Source organism: Streptomyces chrestomyceticus JCM 4735, from assembly GCF_003865135.1.
In the GTDB taxonomy this organism is placed as follows: Bacteria; Actinomycetota; Actinomycetes; order Streptomycetales; family Streptomycetaceae; genus Streptomyces; species Streptomyces chrestomyceticus.
Genome location: NZ_BHZC01000001.1, coordinates 3334554 through 3353833, shown reverse-complemented (window position 1 = coordinate 3353833; position 19280 = coordinate 3334554). Strand labels below are relative to the sequence as shown.

Genomic DNA, 19280 nt, shown 5'->3' with positions numbered 1-19280 from the left:
GGCCGTCGGCCGCACACGGCGAAGGGCCCGTACCCCTCGGGGTGCGGGCCCTTCGCCGTACCGGACGCGCGGGTCCCGGCTCCCTCAGATCTGGCCCTTACGGGTGAGCTGTGTGAACGAGATCCAGCCCGGCAGCACCGGCAGCCAGAACGTCATCAGCCGGAACAGCAGCACCGCGGGGAACGCGATGTCCGACGTCAGCCCGGCCAGCGTCAGGGTGCCGGTCAGCGCGGCCTCGATGGCCGCCACGCCGCCGGGGGTGGGCGCCGCCGAGCCCGCCGCGTTGCCCGCGAGGAACACCACCGCGATGGCCGCGTAGCTGAGCTGCCCGCCCCCGCCGAACGCGCGGATCGAGGCGTCCAGGCACAGCACGTTCGCCGCCGTGAGCAGCAGCGTGCCGCTGATGCCGATCGCCAGCTTCTTCGGGCGCTGGAGCACGTCCAGCATGCGCGGCACCACGCCCGCGAACAGCGACCGTACGCGGGTGGAGATGAACTTGCGCAGCGCCGGGACCGCGGTGACCACCAGCACCAGCACGGCCGCCGTCAGCAGGCCCGCGATCACCGCGCGGGACGGGGAGAGCGACGGGGTGCGCTCGGTGCCGGTGAGATAGCCGAAGGTCAGCAGCAGCACGATGTGGCAGCCCAGGCCGAACAACTGGGACGCACCCACACTCGCCACCGCCAGGCCGGGCCGGATGCCGGACCGCTGGAGGAAGCGGGTGTTGAGCGCCACGCCGCCCACCGCGGCCGGTGCGACCAGCTTGACGAAGTTGCCCGCCACCTGCGCGGTCACCGTCCGCAGGAAGGACACCTTCTCCGGTACGAAGCCGAGCAGGCTCATCGCCGCCGCCGGATAGGTCAGCGCCGAGAAGGCCAGCGCCGCCACCACCCACAGCCACTGGGCCTGCCCGGCCACCTGGCCGAAGTTGGCGTGGGTGATCTGCGAGAGCAGGAAGTACGCGGCGAAGGCGCCGGCGATCCAGGTGACGAGGGTGCGCGGCCTGATCCGTTCCAGGCGGGCGGGCTCGACCGGTGCCGTCGGCCGGATCAGCAGCACCTGCTGGCGGATCTGCGAGAGCAGGTCCTCCTCGCGGGCCTCCTCCAGTGCCTCGTCGACCGCCCGCTTCTCGGCGTGCTTCTCGGCGCGCGCCACCTTGCGGTTGGTCGGCTGCTCCTGTGTGTGCGCGCCGCCCCGCCGGGCCGCTTCGGCAGCCTTGCGCTCCTTGGCGACGCGGGACGCCTCCAGGACCGCCTCGCGCTCCCGCGCGGAGCGCTCGCGGGCAAGCTGGCGCAGGGTGGCCCGGGTGGTGCGGCTGAGCGCGATCGGCTGGAGCAGCGGCAGGCTGTCGGCGACCGCGTCCGGGCCGAGGACGTCGACGGCCGCGGCCACCGCCCGCTCGGCGCCGGCCCGCAGCGCGAAGGTGGTCAGCAACTGCGCGATGTCCATCCGCAGGACCAGGTCGCCCGCCGCGATCTCACCGCCGCGCAGATCGGTCAGGAAGATCCTGCCGGAACGATCCACCAGAAGGGCGTCACCCACCAGGCGCCGGTGGGCGATGCGCCGCGACTGGAGCGCCGCCACCTGCCGCCAGGCGTTGCGCATCAGATCGTCGGTGATCTCCTCGTCCGGCAGCGCGTCCAGCGGCCGGCCGTCGATGTGCTCGTACACCAGCATCACGGCGTCCGGGCCCAGCTCGGAGGTGGCGATCAGCTTGGGCGCGTTGGCGCCGGCCGCGATGGCCGCGTACGCCAGCAGTGCCTCCTGTTCCAGCGCCTGGCGCAGCGACTGGAGACTGCGGCGCTGGTTGATGCCGCGCAGCGACAGCCGGCGCCACACCCGGTAGAAGAAGCCCTGGGCCTGCCGCTCGCGGTCCACGACGGTGACGTCGATCGGCGGGCCGTCCTCCAGGGTGACGATGTAGCGGCGGCCGCGGTCGGCGTGCTCCGGGTGCTCGGCGGTGCCGATGTCCTCGGCGCGCACCGCCCGTACGGGGTGGAAGCCGACCCGGCGCAGGCCCGCGAGGAGGTTCTGGCCGGTGGGCCGCACATTGGGCGAGCCGACCGCGTACAGCGTCCCGAAGGCCACCGTCCAGCCGATGAGGATGGTGGTGACGATGGCGAACGGCGTCGTGTAGCGGCCCACCAGCACGGCGAACGCGTCGAGCAGCAGCACGCACCACATCGCCACCCGCCAGCGCGGGCGCCGCGACATCCCCACCGCGGTCATGTACGCGATGACCGGCGCCAGATAACTGTGCACCGGCGGGGTCAGCCCGCCGTTGGCCAGTGGCTGGGTCAGCGCGACCTGGATGGACTCCGGCGCGGCCTCGGCGACCCACAGGTCGGTGGCGAGCGAGACGCCGTGCGCGAGGACCGCGGCCAGCACCCCGTCCGCGATCCGCAGCCCGTCCCGTTTGATCAGCCGCTCGACGGCGAAGGCCACCGGGACGATCAGTACGGCCACGCTGGACGCCAGCCCGGCGAAGTTGATCAGCAGACGGGGGGCCAGTCCGGCGCCCTCACCGATGTCGCGCTGCAGACCCTGGGTCGTGCCGTGCGCGAACGTCGCCAGCAGCAGCACCAGCGCGATGCCGACGATGCCGAGCAGCAGGCGCATCAGGTCGGACGGGCGGTGCACCCGGGCGGGCAGCAGCGGCTCGTCCCCGGAGACCTGGTCGACGTGGAACTCGCTGCCTACGTGGTCGAGGGGCGGGGTCGGGCGGTCGAGACGGTCGGGTTTGCCGCTCTTGCCGCTGCCCTTGCTGCTTCTGGGGGTTTTCTCGGTTATGTCGACTTTGCCAACTTTGGCGGGGGTGGCGGGGGCGGTGGTGGCGCCGGTCTCGGCGGCCTCGCCGCTCCCGGCGGTCGCTCCGGCCCCGGTGGCCTCGCCCGTGTCGCCGTCCGGCCGGTCCGGGCCGGCCGTCCCGTCGGCGGTGCGTTCCTCTTCTGCCGTGCCCTCCGCTCCGGTGGAAGCGGACGCCGCCCCGGACCGGCAGGACCGTGTCGGCCCCGCCGGTCCGGCCGGCCCTTCCGGTTCCTCCGGACTCGCGGGCTCGTCGGCTCTTCCGGCCTTCTCGATCGTGCTCGCCTTTTCGGTCTCGGAAGCCTGTGACGGCTTCCCCCGTGGTTTTCCGTCCCCCCGGGCGGGGGTGGCGGAGGACAGCGCCTCAGGGGTGCCGGCCTCCCGTGGAGGCACCGCACCCTGCTGTTCGGCCGTCTCTTTTTGATCTCGTATCACCAGTCACCGCCCGGAAGATGGTGGCATGGCCGGGAGGAGGCGGGGGCATCAGGGTGCATTTCGAAGGGCCGGGAAACGGAACATACGCCGCCGCGACCGCCCGCGCACGCCGTCGGCGGGCCGCCGGGCGGGCGGGGCGGGACTGTCGGTGGTGTGGTGCAGGATGGGCCGAATGAGTGGGACAGCGGGAGACATTCCCGAGTACGGCACCGGGGAGATCCCCGAGTACGCGGAACGGGTCCTCGGCGTGGCCGAGCTGATCCCGCCCGGTCGGGTGATGACGTACGGCGATGTCGCCGAGTGGCTCGCGGGGGAGGAGCCGCCGGGGGAGCCGGTGGAGGGGCCGCGCTCCGGTGGAGGGTCCGCGGGGGCCGGTGACGGGCGGCGCGTGGGCGGGCCGCGACAGGTGGGCCGGGTGATGGCGTTGTACGGGGGCGCCGTGCCGTGGTGGCGCGTCGTGCGCGCGGACGGGCAACTGCTGCCGGGCAGCGAACTGCGCGCGTTGGCGCACTACCGGGAGGAAGGCACTCCGCTGCGCGAGGCGTCCAGGGCCGCCGAGGGGCATGTCCCGCGCCTCGACATGCGGCGGGCCCGGTGGGACGGGGGCGATCCGGGGACGAACGGTTGAGGGGACCGTGCGGTCGGAGCGGGAGCATCCGTAGTACGCCCGTCCGGGGGACGCGGGGCCGGGGCGTACGGGGCCGGCGCGGGCTGATCCGGACGTCATGGCCGGGCGCCCCGGGGCCTGCGGCAGGGCGGGGGCGGTTGACGTGCGCGGCTCTTGCGGCGCGTGCGGTCCGCCCGGCGGATTTGCGTCATTAGACCGTTTCGACTGCTTCGTCCCACCCGGCAGACCTGCCACATCCGGCCCGCACGCCCCGCCCTGCTCACCCGTCCCGTACGCCGTATCCGTCACGGAGGCACCTGTCCGACGTACCGTCGTGGGACGGACTGCGGCTCGTGCGCCACCTGGCGTAGCGTCGGGCACGGTCCGTACCACCGCCCCGCCGCCCGGCGTCCGGCGCGGTGGCCGCACCGCCACGCCCCGCACCGCGGTGCGCACCACGACCAGCACCTCCTCCCAGGACCGGCGATCCACGTGAGTTCCTCCTTCTCGGCCTCGGCCATGCCGTCCGCGCAGCCGCGCCGGCGGCCGGCGCGGCGGGATGCCACCGGCGCGTACCGACTGGTGCGTACCCGGCCGGGACCGGCGGACCCTCCTGCTTTGGACGCACGTCAGCGCGCTGTGGTTGACCACGGCGGCGGGCCGCTGCTGGCCCTCGCCGGCCCGGGTACGGGCAAGACCACGACGCTCGTGGAGGCGGTCGCCCGGCGCGTCCAGGAGGGCGCCGACCCCGAGCGGCTGCTCGTGCTGACCTTCAGCCGCAAGGCCGCCGTCGAACTGCGGGACCGGATCGCCGCGCGCCTGGGCAGCACCGCCGCTCCGCAGGCGACCACCTTCCACTCGTACTGCTACGCGCTCGTACGGGCCCATCAGGACGCCGACCTGTTCGCCGACCCGCTGCGGCTGTTGTCCGGGCCCGAGCAGGACCTCGTCGTGCGCGAGCTGCTCGAAGGGCAGGCCGGGCTGGCGGCCGCCGGGCGGGCCCGGGTGCGCTGGCCGGACGAACTGCGCGCCTGCCTGACGACGCGCGGCTTCGCGGACGAGGTCCGCGCGGTGCTCGCGCGCAGCCGGGAGCTGGGGCTGGGCCCGGACGCGCTCGCCGACTTCGCGCGGCGTACGGGGCGGCCGGACTGGGGCGCGGCGGCCGGGTTCCTCGCCGAGTACCTGGACGTGCTGGACGCCCAGGGCATGCTGGACTACGCCGAACTCGTGCACCGCGCGGTGCTGCTCGCGGAGCGCGACGAGGTCGCGGCGGAGCTGGCCGCGCGCTACGACGCGGTGTTCGTCGACGAGTACCAGGACACGGACGCCGCACAGGTACGGCTGCTGCGCGCGCTGGCCGGGGGCGGCCGTACGCTCGTCGCCTTCGGTGACCCGGACCAGTCGATCTACGCCTTCCGCGGCGCCGACGTCAACGGCATCCTCGACTTCCCGGCGATGTTCCCGCGCACGGACGGCACCCCGGCGCCGGTCGAGGTGCTCGGCACCTCCCGCCGCTCGGGCGCGGCCCTGCTGGCGGCCACCCGGCGGCTCACCGCCCGTATGCCGCTGACCCGCCTCCCGGCCCGCGCGGTCCGGGCACACCGCGACCTGGCGGCGGTACGGGACGGCGGCCGCGTCGAGGTCTTCACGTACCCGACGCCGGGCGCCGAGCTGGACAACATCGCGGACATTCTGCGGCGCGCGCACCTGGAGGACGGTGTGCCGTGGCGCGACATGGCCGTCCTCGTACGCGCCGGCGCCCGTTCCCTCCCCGGCGTGCGCCGGGCCCTGACCACGGCCGGCGTGCCCCTGGAGATCGACGGCGACGAGCTGCCGCTGCGGCAGGAACAGGCGGTGGCGCCGCTGCTGACGGCCTTGCGGGTGGCGGCCACGGCGGCTGCGGCGTCGGCTGCTGTGCCGGTCGCCGCGCCTGCTGATGGCGCGACCGCCGAGGATGACTCCGTGGCTGACGTCCCTGCCGAGGAGGTCCCTGCTGAGGACGTCCCAGACCGTGACGTCCCTGCTGAGGGGGTCTCGGTCGGGGGCGTCTCGGCCAGTGACACCCCGGTCGACGAAACCCCGGCCGCCGAGGCGGCCCCCGGCCTCTCCGCCGAAATCGCCATAGACCTGCTGACCTCCCCCCTCGGCGGTCTGGACGCCGCCGACCTGCGCCGGCTCGGGCGGGCGCTGCGTGAGGAGGAGCGGGCCGCCGGGCACGACGTACCGCGGCCCTCCGACGAACTGATCGCGCGGGCGCTCGCCGAACCGGAGCGCCTGGTCGCGCACGATCCGGCGTACGCGCGGGGCGCACGGCAGCTCGGCGAGCTGCTGCGCACCACCCGCGACCTGCTGGCCCGCGGCGGCACCGCCGAAGAGGCCCTTTGGACCCTGTGGGACGGCACCCCCACCTGGTCCCAGCGGCTGGAGCGGACCGCCCGGCGCGGTGGCGCGGCGGCCCGTAACGCCGACCGGGACCTGGACGCCGTCGTGGCGCTGTTCGAGACCGCCGCCCGGGCGGAGGCCCGTACCGGCGGCCGGGGCGCGCTGAACTTCCTGGAGGAGCTGGACGCCCAGGACATCGCGGCCGACACCCTGACCCGCCGGACCGTCCGTCCCGACGCGGTGCGCCTGATGACCGCGCACCGCTCCAAGGGGCTGGAGTGGCGGCTCGTCGTCGTGGCCGGCGTGCAGGAAGGGCTCTGGCCCGACCTGCGCCGGCGCGGCTCGCTCCTGGAGGCGGACCGGATCGGCCGCGACGGACTGGCCGAGCCGCTGCCCCCGGGCGCGCTGCTCACCGAGGAGCGCCGGCTGTTCTACGTGGCGGCGACCCGGGCCAAGGAGCGCCTGGTGGTCACCGCCGTCAAGGCCGCGTCCGACGACGGCGACCAGCCGTCCCGCTTCCTGACGGAGCTGGGCGTCGAGCCGCAGGACGTCACCGGGCGCCCCCGCCGTCCACTGTCGGTCGCCGCGCTCGTCGCGGAGCTGCGGGCCACCACCGTCGATCCGGACGCCACTCCGGCGCTGCGGGAGGCCGCCGCGCGCCGGCTGGCGAAGCTGGCGGCGCTGCGCGACGACGACGGCCAGCCGCTGGTGCCGGCCGCCCACCCGGACCAGTGGTGGGGCCTGTACGAGCCGACGCACAGCGCCGTGCCGCTGCGCGACCGCGACCGTCCCGTCACGCTCTCCGGCAGCGCGCTGGACCAGCTCGCCAACACCTGCGCACTCCAGTGGTTCCTGGGACGCGAGGTGAAGGCGGACAAGCCGGCGACCGCCGCCCAGGGCTTCGGCAACGTCGTCCACGTCCTCGCCGACGAGGTCGCCTCCGGCCGTACCCCCGCCGACCTGTCCGTCCTGATGGAGCGCCTGGACTCCGTATGGGACGCGCTCGCCTTCGACGCCCCCTGGAAGTCGCGGCAGGAGAAGGACAACGCGCGCGCCGCACTGGAGCGCTTCCTGCGCTGGCACGTGATGGAGCGCGGCACGCTGGGCCGCGAGACCGTCGCGACCGAGCACGGCTTCGACGTCACCCTCGAAGCGGGCGAGTACGCCGTCCGCATCCGGGGGAGCATGGACCGCGTCGAGCGGGACGCGGAGGGCCGGGCGTACGTCGTCGACTTCAAGACCGGCAAGCAGAAGCCCACCGGCCCGGAGGTCGCCCGGCACCCGCAGCTCGCCGTGTACCAGTTGGCGGTGCGCAGCGGCGCGGTGGACGCCGCCTTCGGGGGGCAGCGGCCCGAGCCGGGCGGCGCGGAACTCGTCCACCTGCGGCTGGGCGCGCCCCAGAAGGAGGGCGGGGACGCGCTCCCCGCCGTCCAGGCGCAGGGGCCCTTGGGCGGGGACTGGGTGGGCGAGCTGCTGGCCACCGCCGCGGGCCGCGTCCTGGAGGAGCGCTTCACGCCCACCACGGGGCAGCACTGCACCCACTGCACGTTCCGCAGCGCCTGCTCGGCGCTGCCGGAGGGGCAGCACGTGGTGGACTGACGGCTCCCGCGATCGCCCGCACCTCGCTCAGCAGGCGTTTGCCGCGATTGTCAGTGGGGGCGGATACGGTCTCGGATGTGTCAGCTCGCATCACCGACCCCGAGCAGCTCAAGGAGCTCCTCGGCATCCCGTTCACCCCGGAGCAGACGGCCTGCATCACCGCACCGCCCGCCCCGCAGGTCGTCGTGGCCGGCGCCGGTTCCGGCAAGACCACGGTCATGGCCGCGCGCGTGGTGTGGTTGGTCGGCACGGGCCAGGTCGCCCCGGAGCAGGTGCTCGGCCTGACGTTCACGAACAAGGCGGCGGGCGAGCTGGCGGAGCGCGTCCGCAAGGCCCTGGCGGCGGCCGGGGTGACGGAACCGGCCGATCCGTTCGGCGCGGCCGGTCCGGGGGCCGGTGGCCCGGGGGCGGGCGGCCCGGACGGCGTCCCCGGCGAGCCCCGGATCTCCACGTACCACTCCTTCGCCGGCCAGCTCCTCAAGGATCACGGCCTGCGCATCGGCCTGGAGCCCAGCGCCCGCCTGCTCGCCGACGCCACCCGCTTCCAGCTCGCCGCCCGGGTGCTGCGCACCGCCCCCGGCCCGTACCCCGCCCTGACGAAGTCGCTGCCCGCCCTCGTGGAGGACCTGCTCGCGCTCGACGGCGAGCTGGCCGAGCACCTGGTCGAGCCGGACCGGCTGCGGGCGTACGACACCGAGCTGCTCGCCGCCCTCGACCAGGTGAAGCTGACCAACGCCGACCTGCGCAAGGTGCCCGAGACGGTCCGCGGCCGCCTGGAGCTGCTGGAGCTGGTCAGGGCGTACCGCGCCGAGAAGCGGCGGCGCGAACTGCTGGACTTCGGCGACCAGATCGCCCTGTCCGCGACCCTCGCGACCACCCGCCCCGAGGTGGGCGCGCTGCTCCGGGAGGAGTTCAAGGTCGTCCTCCTGGACGAGTACCAGGACACCTCCGTGGCGCAGCGGATCATGCTCTCCGGCCTGTTCGGCGGCGGCACGGGCCATGCGGTGACCGCCGTCGGCGACCCCTGCCAGGCCATCTACGGGTGGCGCGGCGCCTCCGTCGCCAACCTGGACGACTTCCCTGACCACTTCCCCTTCGAGGACGGCAGCCCGGCCGGCCGCTCCGCCCTCAGCCAGAACCGCCGCAGCGGCGGCCGCCTGCTCGACCTGGCCAACGGGCTCGCCGCGCCGCTCCGCGCCATGCACGCGGGCGTCGAGGCGCTGCGTCCGGCGCCGGGCGCGGAGCGCGACGGCATGGTGCGCTGCGCGCTGCTGCCCACCCATGCGGAGGAGATGACCTGGCTCGCCGAGAACATCGCCCACCTGGTGCGCACGGGCACCCCGCCCGGCGAGATCGCGGTGCTGTGCCGGACCGCCGGTGACTTCGCCCGTATCCAGGGCGAGCTGGTCGCGCGGGAGATCCCGGTGGAGGTCGTCGGCCTGTCCGGGCTGCTGCACCTGCCCGAGATCGCCGACCTGGTGGCGGTGTGCGAGGTCGTCCAGGACCCCACGGCCAACGCCGCCCTGGTACGTCTCCTGATCGGCCCGCGCTGGCAGATCGGCCCCCGTGACCTGGCACTCCTGGGCCGCCGGGCGCGGCTCCTGGTCCACCGCGACGGCCAGTCCGAGGACCCCGAACGGCGGCTGGCCGAGGCCGTGGAGGGCGTCGACCCGGCCGAGACGATCTCGCTCGCCGACGCGCTCGACACCTTCCTGGAGTCGGACGGCCGCCCCGACGACGGCCTGCCGTTCTCCCCGGAGGCGCGCGTCCGCTTCGCCTACGTGGCACGCGAGCTGCGCGAGCTGCGACGTTCCGCGGGCGATCCCCTGATGGACGTACTCCACCGGGTGCTGTCCGTCACCGGCCTGGAGGTCGAGCTGTCCGCGTCCCCGCGCGCGCTGGCCGCCCGCCGCCGGGAGACCCTGGACACCTTCCTGGACATCGCCGCCGGCTTCGCCGCCAAGCAGGGCGGCGCCGCGCTGGACGGCGACGCGACACTCCTCGCCTTCCTGGGCTTCCTGCGCACGGCCGTCCAGCACGAGAAGGGCCTGGACAGCTCCCTCCCGGGCGGCGACAACACGGTCAAGGTGCTGACCGCCCACAAGTCCAAGGGCCTGGAGTGGGACGTGGTCGCCGTCCCCGGCCTGGTCGGCAAGCAGTTCCCCAGCGAACAGGCCCGCGACTCCTGGCTCACCCAGCCCAAGGTGCTGCCGCACGCCCTGCGCGGCGACGCCGCGACACTGCCGGACGTGACCGACTGGAGCAGCCGCGGCCTGAAGTCCTTCAAGGAGGAGATGAAGGACCACCAGTCCGTCGAGGAACTGCGCCTCGGCTACGTGACCTTCACCCGCCCCCGTTCCCTGCTGCTCGGCTCCGGCCACTGGTGGGGCCCCGACCAGAAGCGGCCCCGCGGCCCGTCCGCCTTCCTGGAGGCGCTGCGCGCCCACTGCGAGGCCGGGCACGGCGAGATCGAGGAGTGGGCCGACGCTCCCGAGGAGGGCGCGGAGAACCCGTCGCTGAAGGAGGCGGAGACCGAACGGGAATGGCCGCTGCCGCTGGACGCGGTGGCGAAGGAACGCCGGCGCGCGGCGGCCGCGACGGTCCGGGCTTACCTGGACGGGATGCCGACAGGCAGCTCCGGGGCCGGTGCCGTGCTGCCGCACGCCGCTGCGGGTGACGGTCCGGAGGCGGCGGTCACCCATGACGCCCCGCATCCGGCGGCGGGGGGCGCCGCGTCCGTACCCGGCCGGTACGAGGACGATCCGTATGCGGACGTTCCGTACGAAGGCGACCCGTACGAGCGCGATCCGTACGACGACGAGCGCGATCCGTACGAAGACGTGCACGCCGTCGCCGACGTGCACGCCGCCGAAGCCGCCCAGGGACCCGGCTTCGAGTCCGGCCCCGACCTCGATACCGGTCCAGGCCCCGAGCACGACCTCGCCGACTGGGACGCCTGGAGCGCCGAGCGGCCCGCGCACCCGGAGGACGACGACCGGCCGGGCGGCGGCGCCGTACGCGCCGGAGACAGGCTCACCCGCGTACCGAACCAAGCGCACGCCCCCGAAGCCATCCCGGAACCCGCCCCGGAACCCACCCTCACCGCCCTCCTCCCCGAGGAGCGCCGGACCGTCGCCTCCTGGGACCGCGACCTCGACGCGCTCGCCGACGAGCTGCGGCGGTCCCGCGCGACCGTGCGCGACGTACCCCTGCCGTCCTCGCTCAGCGCCTCGCAGTTGCTGTGGCTCGCGTCCGACCCGGACGGCTTCACCCGGGAGCTGGCGCGCCCCATGCCGCACCCGCCCCGGCCCGCCGCCCGCCGCGGTACGCGCTTCCACGCCTGGGTGGAGTCGCGCTTCGAGGAACTGACCCTGCCCCTGCTCGGCCCCGACGAACTGCCGGGCGGCGCCTACGGGCACGAAGCCCGCGCACGGGAAGCGGCCGGCGAAGCGGACCCGATCAGGGACGAGGACGACCTGGCGGCCCTCAAGGACGCCTTCGCCCGCACCCCGTACGCCCGGCGCACCCCGTACCGCATCGAGGTCCCGGTACAGATCACCCTCGCGGGCCGGGTGATCCGCGGCCGTATCGACGCCGTCTACCGCAACCGCGGCCCCCAGGGGGACACATACGAGATCATCGACTGGAAGACCCACCACGCGCAGACCGCCGACCCGCTGCAACTGGCCCTCTACCGGGTGGCCTGGGCCGAGCAGCACGGCCTGCCGCTGTCCGCGGTCGACGCCGCGTTCCTGTACGTACGCAGCGGTGAGACGGTCCGGCCGCAGCGGCTGCCCGACCGTGCCGGACTGGAGCGCATCCTGCTCGGCGAAGCCGCACCGACCACCGGCGAGAAGGACATGGGGGACGCCGCGGAGGAGGACGCGGGGGAGGGGAGCAGAGGTGACAAGATCGACGAGACCGGCGGCGGACCGCGCCCGCGAGCCGGATAGGCTCGGACACATGAGCACCACCTCGGACAGCGCCGTCCGCGCCTACATCAACGTCCACCGCGAAGAGTTCCTCGACGACCTGGCCGCCTGGCTGCGCATCCCCTCGGTGTCCGCCGACCCGGAGCGCGCTGCCGACGTGCGCCGCAGCGCCGAATGGCTGGCCGGCCGGCTCACCGCGACCGGCTTCCCCACCGCCGAGATCTGGGAGACGGACGGTGCTCCCGCCGTCTTCGCCGAGTGGCCCTCCGGGGACCCGACGGCCCCCACCGTCCTCGTCTACGGCCACCACGACGTGCAGCCCGCCGCCCGTGAGGACGGCTGGCACACCGACCCGTTCGAGCCGCAGACCGTCGACGGCAAGCTGTACGCACGCGGTGCCGCCGACGACAAGGGCCAGGTGTTCTTCCACACCCTCGGCGTCCGCGCCCACCTCGCCGCGACCGGCCGCACCGCCCCGGCCGTCAACCTCAAGCTCCTCATCGAGGGCGAGGAGGAGTCCGGCTCCCCGAACTTCCCGGCGCTGATCGCCCAGCACGCGGCCCGCCTGGCCTGCGACGCGGTGATCGTCTCCGACACCGGCATGTGGTCCAAGGACACCCCGACCGTCTGCACGGGCATGCGCGGCCTCACCGACTGCCAGATCGACCTGTACGGCCCCGACCAGGACATCCACTCCGGCTCCTTCGGCGGCGCGGTGCCCAACCCCGCGACCGAGGCCGCCCGCCTGGCCGCCGCCCTCCACGACGAGGACCGCCGGGTCGCGGTCCCCGGCTTCTACGACGGCATCGTCGAGCTGACCGACAGCGAGCGCGAGCTCTTCGCCGAGCTGCCCTTCGACGAGCCCGAGTGGCTGCGCACCGCCCACTCCCACGCGGCGCTCGGTGAGACCGGCCACAGCACCCTGGAGCGCATCTGGGCCCGCCCCACCGCCGAGGTCAACGGCATCGGCGGCGGCTACCAGGGCCCCGGCGGCAAGACCATCGTGCCGTCGACGGCGCAGCTCAAGCTGTCCTTCCGCCTGGTGGCGGGCCAGGACGCGGCCGCCGTCCAGCAGTCCGTACGGGACTGGGTCGCCGCCCGCCTCCCCGACGGCATCCGCCACGAGATCACCTTCTGGGGCGCCACCCGCCCCTGCCTGACCCCGCTCGACCACCCCGCCCTCCAGTCCGTCGTACGGGCCATGGGCCGCGCCTTCAACCAGAAGATCCGCTTCACCCGCGAGGGCGGCTCGGGTCCGGCCGCCGACCTCCAGGACGTCCTGGGCGTACCGGTCCTCTTCCTCGGCATATCCATCCCCTCGGACGGCTGGCACGCCCCGAACGAGAAGGTCGAGCTGGACCTGCTGATGAAGGGCGTCGAGACCGCCGCGCACCTGTGGGGCGACCTGGCGGAGAACTGGCGCGTCGCTTGATCCCTGACCACGCCCCGACGGCGTCCGTGCCCGTGACCCGGCCGGCGGCCCGCCCCGCGGCCGGGTCGCCGGACCGCGCCCGGACGGTGGCCGCCCGCACGCCGCCGCCCGGTCCGCGCACGGGCCGTGCCACCCGTACCACCCTCGCCGCCCGGTCCGCCGCCCGCCCGGCGGCCGCGCCCACGGGCGGCAACCACCCACGCCCTAGGGGGAGTTGGAAACCGCAGTGACCACCTGGACCGACCACAGCGCCGACCGGCCGATCACGTTCAGCGCACCGAGCGGCATCGACAGAGCCGCCCACCACCGCCTCGACGAGGCGTGGCTCGCGGCGGCCTGGAGCCACCCGACGACGCGCGTCTTCGTGGTCTCCGGAGGCCAGGCACTGGTCGACGACACCCCCGACGGCCGTACCGAACTGGTCATGACGCCGTCCTTCGAGGCGCCGCTCACCGAGACGCACCGCTACTTCCTCGGCACCGACGAGGACGGCGTGCGCTACTTCGCGCTCCAGAAGGACTCGCTCCCGGGGCGCATGGACCAGTCCGCGCGCCCCGCCGGCCTGCGCGAGGCGGGCCTGCTGCTGTCCCCGCGCGACGCCGGGCTGCTCGTGCACGCCGTCGCCCTGGAGAACTGGCAGCGCCTGCACCGCTTCTGCTCCCGCTGCGGCGAGCGCACCGTCATCGCGGCGGCGGGCCACATCCGCCGCTGCCCCGCCTGCGGCGCCGAGCACTACCCGCGCACCGACCCCGCCGTGATCATGCTGGTCACGGACGAGGAGGACCGCGCGCTCCTCGGCCGCCAGGTGCACTGGCCGGAGGGCCGCTTCTCCACCCTGGCCGGCTTCGTCGAGCCCGGCGAGTCCATCGAGCAGTCGGTGGCCCGCGAGGTCTTCGAGGAGGCGGGCGTGGTCGTCGGCGAGGTCGAGTACGTCGCCAGCCAGCCGTGGCCCTTCCCGTCCAGCCTGATGCTCGGCTTCATGGCCCGCGCCACGTCCTCCGAGATCCAGGTCGACGGCGAGGAGATCGAAGAGGCCCGCTGGTTCTCCCGCGAAGACCTGAAGGCCGCCTTCGAGTCCGGCGAGGTGCTGCCCCCGTACGGCATCTCGATCGCCGCCCGCCTCATCGAGGCCTGGTACGGCAAGCCGCTGCCGAAGCCGTAGGACCACAGGCCGTACAGGACACGAGCCCTGAGGACACACCCGGCCGGGACCCCGCCAGGCCTCCGGCCGGGTGCGTCCTGCCCCGTAGGGCGTACGGGGCCCTACGGGGTGCCGTCCGGTGGCAGCAGCCGCGAACTCGTCGAGGTGGCCACGTAGGCGAGCCCGTCGTACTCCCGTGCCGGCACCGTCGGGCTCCGGTGCAGGTGATAGGTCCAGCGGGGCACATGGGCCCCGAAGCTGCGCATCGCGGACGGCTCGCGGAGCCACTGCCGCACGGCGTCCGGCGCGTCCGCGGCGGAGCGGAGGTCGACGACGAGGTCGCCGCGCCCGGCGGCGGCCAGCCGTGCCTCCACCGTCGTCCCGTCGGCCATGCCGATCCGGTTGCCCACCGGGCGCCGGGCCTTGGCTCCGGCCCGCGGCCGCCCGCGGCAGGCCCGGAAAGATCCCTTGCCGAACAGCAGCCCCAGCGCGTAATAGGCGTCCCCGTACCGCTCCTTCAGATGGTGTCCCAGGGGGAGCGGACCGTCGCCGTGAGCACTCTTGGCGATGTGACCGTTGTGCGCCCACAGAACGACTTTTGTGGACGGCTCGGCGAGCAGTTCCTGCACCGCTTCGGCCATGTACCGGTCCCGCACGGCGTAGACGGTCTGCCGCGGGTCGTCGTGCAGCCGGTCGCGGGTCACCAGATCGGCGGCCCGGACCAGAATCCGTGCATGCCGGACCGCCTCCTGCGCCTCGGGGAACCGTTCCTGCACGAACGCGGCCAGATCCTCGGCCTCGCGCACCAGGCGCCGCCGCGGGTCGGGGTGCTGTCCCGGATGGGCCTCGGCGAGCACACCGAGCAGGGAACGGAGACCGGCGACCCGGTCCGCCGCATGCTCGCTCAACAGCGTCTCCAGTAGGGAGACCGAGGCGCCGCACTTCTGCGGATCGATCCCGGCGAAACGTATCTTGCCCTCCTCGGGGCGGCCCCGGTTGTAGGCCCGCATCCACTCGATCACCGCGAGCACCTCGTACGTCCGCCAGGTCCAGAACCCCAGCCCCCTGAGCACCGTCGCCGCGTCACCGACGCCGTGCCGTACGTAGGCGTCGACGGCCGGCGCCGCGGAGGCGCTCGCCTCCATGGCCAGCACCGAGAAGCCCAGCTCCGTCACCAGGAACTCCAGCAGCCGGTGCTTGAGCTGGAAGAACTCCCGGGTGCCGTGCGTCGACTCACCCAGCCCCACGACGCGCACACCGCTCAGCGCACCCTTCAGCGGCTGGAGATCGTCGCTGGGCACCCCCGCGACGAGACCGCACAGCGGAACGGCCCGCTCCACCAGCCAACTGGTCACTTCCCCGCTCACGGCCCCCCGCTTCGTCGCCCGGCCCTCACGCGATGGAGCAGGCTACCCGCCCGGATCATGGACGCCTCCACCACCCAGCAGCCGCGGAGCCGGGCGGCGAGCGCTCCGAACGCCCGCTCCGCCGAGTCCGCCCGAGCACCCGCTCCGCCGGGACCGTCAGGGGAACGCCGCGCGGAGTCTGCACGCCGCGGCCCTCAGAGCGGCAGCGGAACCTCCCGCCGGTGCGCCTCCCTCATGTGCCGCCGGTACCGCACCCGCGCGTCCACCTCCGTCGACCGGTCCCGGCTCTCCCGCCCCGTGGCTTCGAGCAACGTCAACAGCTCGCACACTTCGCATGCCTCGCACCTGTCCGTCGGGTTCTCTCTCATGGCAGCCATGCTCCGGGACGGCCACGCGTCATCGCGACGGCGGTGAGGCGCCCGTTCGGAGTCCGGCAGGCGTCATGTGCAAGACGTCAAAGCGGTGTCACTGTGCGTGGCCCGCGCGCTCCGGAAGGCGGGCGACGAGGCGGGCGAACCCAACGACGCCAACACTCGCCGGTCCCGTTCCCGGTAAGCCGAGTCAGCTCCTGACGTGCATTGCGGTACCCCCTGGTCGGGTCGTCGGACACGACCGTACGAGGGGCATGCTCGGCCGTCCATGCATGGACGTGGGTATGCACGTTGTTGCATGAAGTGCTTTGGCGAGAGCGTGTCGTACGGTCGTGGGCGGCCGATATCGACGGCGCGTGACCGGCGTGCGACGGCTCGCTGTCCGCTTCCCCTGCATACAAGCGGCCCCCTCCGGTGATCATGTCCAGAGGGGGGCCGCAGCGCTGGGGAGCGTCAGGCCGCGAGAGCCTGCTTTACCTGGGCAAGGCTCGGGTTTGTCATCACGACCTCGTTGCCACCCGAGGTGGGAACTACCCGAACAGTCGGGACGGTCTGGTTGCCGCCGTTGGCCTTCTCCACGAACGCGGCGGACTCGGGGTCCTGCTCGATGTTGATCTCGGTGTACGCGATTCCCTCGCGGTCCATCTGGCCCTTCAGCCGACGGCAGTAGCCGCACCACGTGGTGCTGTACATCGTCACAGTGCCCGCCATGGGTCCTCGCGCTCCTTCTAGCTCGGCGTGTATCGATGGGAGAACGTCTGCCCGGGCCGGACCATTCCCGTCCGTGCCGGACCGTTCCCGTACGTGTACGGCTTCGCTTCCGTAGGCAGGTGTATTCGTGTGACCGGGGAGTGGCGGCTGTGGACAACTTTCCCGGCTGTCCCGGTCGACCTGGCAGCATGGTCGGGTGACAGCAGCATCGGACTCCACTCTCTTCCCGCAGGTTGCGGCCGCGACCCAGTTCCCGGCCACGCCCGAGGGTGCCGACGCGGTGCTCGACGGCCTGGACCCCGAGCAGCGCGAGGTCGCCACGGCCCTGCACGGGCCCGTGTGCGTCCTGGCGGGTGCCGGGACGGGCAAGACCCGGGCGATCACCCACCGCATCGCGTACGGCGTGCGCGCGGGCATCCTGCAGCCGTCCACGGTGCTCGCCGTCACCTTCACCGCCCGGGCGGCGGGGGAGATGCGCGGGCGGCTGCGGCAGCTCGGCGCGGGCGGGGTGCAGGCCCGGACGTTCCACTCGGCCGCGCTGCGCCAGCTTCAGTACTTCTGGCCGAAGGCGGTCGGCGGCGAGGTGCCGCGGCTGCTGGAGCGCAAGGTCCAGGTGGTCGCGGAGGCCGCTGCCCGCTGCCGCATCCGCCTCGACCGCAACGAGCTGCGGGACGTCACGGGCGAGATCGAGTGGTCCAAGGTCACCCAGACCGTGCCCGCCGACTATCCGGCGGCCGTGCACAAGGCCGGGCGCGAGGCCCCCCGCGACCCGGCCGAGATCGGGCAGATCTACGCCACGTACGAGCAGCTCAAGCGCGACCGGGGGACCATCGACTTCGAGGACGTGCTGCTGCTGACGGTCGGCGTCCTGCAGGACCGGCACGACATCGCCGAGCAGGTCCGCGCCCAGTACCAGCACTTCGTCGTGGACGAGTACCAGGACGTCAGCCCGCTCCAGCAGCGGCTGCTCGACCTGTGGCTCGGCGACCGCGACAACCTCTGCGTCGTCGGCGACGCCAGCCAGACGATCTACAGCTTCACCGGCGCCACCCCCGACCACCTGCTGAACTTCCGCACCCGCCATCCGAACGCCACGGTCGTGAAGCTGGTCAGGGACTACCGCTCCACCCCCCAGGTCGTGCACCTCGCCAACGGTCTGCTCTCCCAGGCGCGCGGCCGCGCCGCCGAGCACCGGCTGGAGCTGATCTCGCAGCGGGACGCCGGCCCCGAGCCCGCCTACACGGAGTACGGGGACGAGCCGGCGGAGGCGGAGGGCACCGCCCGCCGTATCCGCGACCTGATCGCGTCCGGCGTGCCGGCGAGCGAGATAGCGGTCCTGTTCCGCATCAACGCGCAGTCCGAGGTCTACGAGCAGGCCCTCGCCGACCACGGCGTGCCGTACCAGCTCCGCGGTGCCGAGCGGTTCTTCGAGCGGCCCGAGGTGCGCGAGGCAGGCGTCAAGCTGCGCGGCGCCGCCCGCTTCGGCGCCAACGACGCCCTCCTCGACGACGCCGTGGACCTCCCGTCCGAGGTCCGGGCGGTACTGAGCGACATGGGGTGGACGAGCGTGCCCCCGGCCGGGTCCGGCGCCGTGCGGGACCGCTGGGAGTCGCTGGCCGCGCTGGTCCGCCTCGCCGAGGACTTCGCCAAGGCCCGGCCGGCGGCCACCCTCGCCGATCTGGTCGCCGAGCTGGACGAGCGGGCCAACGCCCAGCACGCGCCGACCGTCGAAGGTGTGACGCTCGCCTCTTTTCATGCGGCCAAGGGCCTGGAGTGGGACGCCGTCTTCCTGGTCGGCCTCACCGAGGGCATGATGCCGATCACGTACGCCAAGACCGACGAGCAGGTCGAGGAGGAGCGCCGCCTGCTGTACGTGGGCGTCACCCGGGCCCGCCTGCATCTGGGGCTCTCGTGGTCGCTGTCCCGTGCTCCGGGCGGCCGCGCCGTCCGGCGGCCCAGCCGTTTCCTGGACGGTCTGCGGCCCGGTTCGGGGGCGCGGGGCGCCGCGCGGCGGCCGCCGCCGCGGGCGGTGTCGAGCGGGGCGGCGCCATGGCCAGGGGCGCGGGCAAGCGCCGGACCCGGTCGCCCGCCCGTTGCCGGGTCTGCGGCAAGACGCTCACCGATGCGGGTGAAATGAAGCTCATGCGCTGCGACGACTGCCCCTCCGAGCTCGACGAGGCGTTGTACGGGCGGCTGCGCGACTGGCGGGCCGAGCGGGCACGGCAGCTAGGCCAGCCGGCGTACTGCGTCTTCACGGACAAGACGCTGATGGCGATCGCCGAGGCCGTTCCGGGAACCGAGGGGGAGCTGGCGGGCATCCCTGGTGTGGGGGGACGCAAGCTGGGCAGATTCGGCGCCGACGTCCTCGCGTTGTGCGCAGGTGAGGAGCTCGTTCCGGCAGCGGACGGGCCGTCGCCGGACGATCTTCCGGAGGGTGGTGCAAGAACCTCCGGAAAGTCGTCAGAAAAATAGTTTGCGCGCGCGGAGCGCATCCCCAT

General features: G+C 73.9%; 8 protein-coding genes and 1 pseudogene. 6 read left to right on the top strand and 3 right to left on the bottom strand.

Features of this window, described 5'->3' with window-relative positions:
* Positions 1 to 84: 84 nt before the first annotated feature.
* Positions 85 to 2619 carry a lysylphosphatidylglycerol synthase transmembrane domain-containing protein gene (locus EJG53_RS13835; protein ID WP_244955619.1) on the bottom strand — a complete coding sequence of 845 codons (2535 nt, stop codon included), beginning with the start codon at positions 2617 to 2619 and terminating at the stop codon, positions 85 to 87.
* A 784-nt stretch (positions 2620 to 3403) separates the two neighbouring features.
* Between EJG53_RS13835 and EJG53_RS13830 the strand changes: the two genes are divergently transcribed.
* The 5 genes from EJG53_RS13830 to nudC all read left to right on the top strand — a co-directional run bounded on the left by EJG53_RS13830 (position 3404) and on the right by nudC (position 14354).
* Positions 3404 to 3868: an MGMT family protein gene (locus EJG53_RS13830; RefSeq protein ID WP_125045100.1), complete on the top strand. Its 465-nt coding sequence runs from the start codon at positions 3404 to 3406 to the stop codon at positions 3866 to 3868.
* A 498-nt stretch (positions 3869 to 4366) separates the two neighbouring features.
* Positions 4367 to 7828 (top strand): ATP-dependent helicase, encoded by a 3462-nt coding sequence (locus tag EJG53_RS13825; protein WP_125049355.1) that lies wholly within the window; start codon positions 4367 to 4369, stop codon positions 7826 to 7828.
* A 77-nt stretch (positions 7829 to 7905) separates the two neighbouring features.
* Positions 7906 to 11781: an ATP-dependent DNA helicase gene (locus EJG53_RS13820; RefSeq protein WP_125045099.1), complete on the top strand. Its 3876-nt coding sequence runs from the start codon at positions 7906 to 7908 to the stop codon at positions 11779 to 11781.
* Between the two features lie 10 nt (positions 11782 to 11791).
* The gene (locus EJG53_RS13815) at positions 11792 to 13192 is read left to right on the top strand and encodes a dipeptidase (protein WP_125045098.1); all 1401 of its coding nucleotides are present in this window, start codon (positions 11792 to 11794) and stop codon (positions 13190 to 13192) included.
* Positions 13193 to 13418: 226 nt separating this feature from the next.
* Positions 13419 to 14354 carry an NAD(+) diphosphatase gene (gene nudC, locus EJG53_RS13810; RefSeq protein ID WP_031001056.1) on the top strand — a complete coding sequence of 312 codons (936 nt, stop codon included), beginning with the start codon at positions 13419 to 13421 and terminating at the stop codon, positions 14352 to 14354.
* 101 nt (positions 14355 to 14455) lie between these two features.
* On the opposite strand, the gene EJG53_RS13805 is transcribed toward nudC, so the two are convergent.
* Together EJG53_RS13805 and EJG53_RS13800 are read right to left on the bottom strand one after the other, a co-directional pair.
* On the bottom strand, positions 14456 to 15700 hold the full coding sequence (locus EJG53_RS13805) for an erythromycin esterase family protein (protein ID WP_125045097.1): 1245 nt from the start codon (positions 15698 to 15700) through the stop codon (positions 14456 to 14458).
* An 824-nt stretch (positions 15701 to 16524) separates the two neighbouring features.
* On the bottom strand, positions 16525 to 16782 hold the full coding sequence (locus EJG53_RS13800) for a mycoredoxin (protein WP_125045096.1): 258 nt from the start codon (positions 16780 to 16782) through the stop codon (positions 16525 to 16527).
* Positions 16783 to 16978: 196 nt separating this feature from the next.
* Between EJG53_RS13800 and EJG53_RS13795 the strand changes: the two are divergent.
* Positions 16979 to 19254 (top strand): annotated as a pseudogene (locus tag EJG53_RS13795) (ATP-dependent DNA helicase UvrD2).
* The last annotated feature ends 26 nt before the right edge of the window (positions 19255 to 19280 follow it).